The 2,723-nt window shown below is 72.9% G+C and carries 2 protein-coding genes; one reads left to right on the top strand and one right to left on the bottom strand.

Annotated features, from left to right (window positions below):
- The coding region (locus H5J30_RS26050) for an ROK family transcriptional regulator (RefSeq protein ID WP_181789787.1) at window positions 1-1,047 on the bottom strand (1,047 nt) is incomplete at its 3' end.
- Window positions 1,048-1,209: 162 nt separating this feature from the next.
- On the opposite strand from H5J30_RS26050, the gene H5J30_RS26045 reads away from it, so the two are divergent.
- Entirely contained in the window at window positions 1,210-2,703 is a 1,494-nt protein-coding gene (locus H5J30_RS26045) for a sulfatase family protein (protein WP_181789786.1), read from the top strand.
- Window positions 2,704-2,723 lie beyond the last annotated feature (20 nt).

Genomic DNA, 2,723 nt, shown 5'->3' with positions numbered 1-2,723 from the left:
GGCGACCTGTTCCGCCACGTGATCGAGCACCAGCGCCCCCAGCGCCGCGGGCTCGGCGTCGATCAGGATGCACTCGGGGTCGAGGTGGCCGGCGAGGGCGGCGAGGGTCCGGCCGACGGTCACGGCGGCCTCGCGTACGACCTCGACGGCGACCGGATGTCCTTCGGTGGCCCGCACGGTGAGTTCGTGCACATCGGCGACGGCGGCGCCGCGCGCGGCGCAGGCCGCGAGGAGCGCGGGGATGCTGACGGCGCCCTCCAGGCAGCCGCGCCCGCCGCAGTGGCAGGGCGGCCCCTCGGGGTCGCAGCTTGTGTGCCCGATCTCGCCCGCGGTGCCGTGGGCGCCGTGCACCAGGCGGCCGTCCACGACGAGGCAGCCGCCGACGCCGTACGCCCAGCGCAGGTAGACGATGTTGCGCAGGCCGCGGCCCGCGCCCCAGGTGGCTTCGGCGAGCGCGGCCAGGCGGGCGTTGTTGTCGGTACGCACCGGGGCGCCGAAGCGCTCGCCGAGCGCTGCCGCGATCTGCCCGGCGAACGGCGTCATGTCGTGCGGCGCCCGCGAGGCGGGGTCCCGTACGAAGCCCACCAGGCCGAGCCCGATGGACTGGAGGGGGGCGAGCGAGATGTTCTCGCGGCGCACCAGTTCCTCCACCGCGGCGACCGCCTGCGCCGCGGCCTGCTCGGGCTCGCCGGCCCGGGACAGCGGGGCGCTGTACCGTCCGACGAACTCGTGGGCGCAGTTGGCGATCACCACCTGGATCTGGTCGCGGCGCAGATCGATCCCGATCAGCTCGGCCCCGTGCGCGTTCAGGGAGACCTCCAGCGGCGGTCTGCCGTTCCTGCGCGGGCCTTCCGAAGGTGTGGGCTGCTCGATGACGGCCTTGCGTTCCAGCAGGTCGGAGACGATCCGGAACAGCGTGGTCCGGGACAGTCCGACCCGCTTCATGAGCTCGCTGCGGCTCAGGGCGCCCGCCCGGCGGAGTTCGCCGAGGACCGCGGCTTCGTGCGCGCCGCGCAAGCGCTGGAGTGCGTCGGTGCGTTCGCTCATGGGGCGCATCGTCATCCGGGCCGCGTAGTTCTGTCAACGCGTGGGAAGAATCGGGAGGAAGGTTAGTCCCAAGGGTTGACGTAAATGATGCGGCGTCCTTACGGTTCCGGTCACCGGGCCGCGGCACACCCGTACGACGACTCCCGGAAGGGCGGCAGGCCAGTGTCTCCGCGCAACATCCTCTTCCTGATGACCGACCAGCACCGGGTGGACACACTCGGGTGCTACGGCAATCCCACCGTCACGACCCCCGCGCTCGACGCGCTGGCGGCCGACGGCACCCGCTTCGACCGCTTCTACACGCCGACCGCGATCTGCACCCCGGCCAGGGCGTCACTCGCCACCGGGCTGCACCCGTTCCGGCACGGCATGCTCAACAACCCCGAACGCAACGGCGGCAGCAAGGACGAGCTGGACGACGACGCCCCGCTGCTCTGGCGCCGGCTCCAGGACCAGGGCTACCGGGTCGGCCACGTCGGCAAGTGGCACATCGGCCGCGAGCGCGGCCCGGAGTACTACGGCCTCGACGGCGAGCACCTGCCCGGCGCGCTCAACCCCTTCCACCACCCGTCGTACGAGAAGTGGCTGGCCGAGCACCGCTTCCCGCCCTTCGCCGTGGCGGACCCCGTCTTCGGCACCGCCGCGAACGGCACCGGCCGCGGCCATCTCCTGGCGGGCCGGCTGCGGCAGCCCGCGCACGCGACCGTCGAGGCGTTCCTGACGGAGCGCACCCTCGGACTGCTCGAACGGTACGCCGCCGAACGGCAGTCGGACGGCGCGCCGTTCATGCTCTCCTGCCACTGGTACGGGCCCCACCTGCCGTACCTGATCCCGGACGAGTACTACGACCTGTACGACCCCGCCGACGTACCGCTGCCCGCCTCCATGGCGGAGACCTTCGCCGGCAAGCCCGACGTGCAGCGCCGCTACAGCGAGTACTGGTCGGCCGACGCCTTCGACGCCGACGCCTGGCGCAAGCTCATCGCCGTCTACTGGGGCTACGTCACCATGATCGACCACCAGGTCGGCCGGCTCGTCGCCGCCCTCAAGCGGCTCGGGCTGTGGGACGACACGGCGGTGTTCTTCACCGCCGACCACGGCGAGTTCACCGGCGCGCACCGGCTCAACGACAAGGGCCCGGCGATGTACGAGGACATCTACCGCATCCCCGCCGTCGCCCGCGTCCCCGGCGCCCCCGCGGGCCGGGTCTGCGACGACTTCGCCACCCTCACCGACCTCAACCCGACCCTGTCGGACCTGGCCGGCGCTCCCCGGCCCGAGCGCTGCGACGGCAGCAGCCTGCTGCCGCTGCTGTCCGGCACCCCCGCGGCCGGCGGCGAACGGGACCAGGTGGTGGCGGAGTTCCACGGCCACCACTTCCCGTACTCCCAGCGCATGATCCGCGACCGCCGGCACAAGCTCGTGCACAACCCGGAGAGCACGCACGAGCTGTACGACCTGCGGGCCGACCCGCACGAGCTGCACAACGTCTACGACGCTCCCGCCTACGCCGCCGTACGCCGCGACCTGACGGCCCGGCTCTACGGGGAGCTGCAGCGCCGGGGCGACCCGGCCTACTCGTGGATGAGCTACATGTCCGACATCGGCGGCGACCGCGCGGCGGACGTGGACGGTGTCGCCGGGGAGGTGTCGTGAGCGCCCGGCCGACCGCCGGC

The sequence above is a fragment of the Streptomyces phytophilus genome, from assembly GCF_013870535.1.
Taxonomy (GTDB): Bacteria; Actinomycetota; Actinomycetes; order Streptomycetales; family Streptomycetaceae; genus Streptomyces; species Streptomyces phytophilus.
Note: the sequence above shows the minus strand (reverse complement) of the source record. Positions and strands in the feature narration are given on the sequence as shown.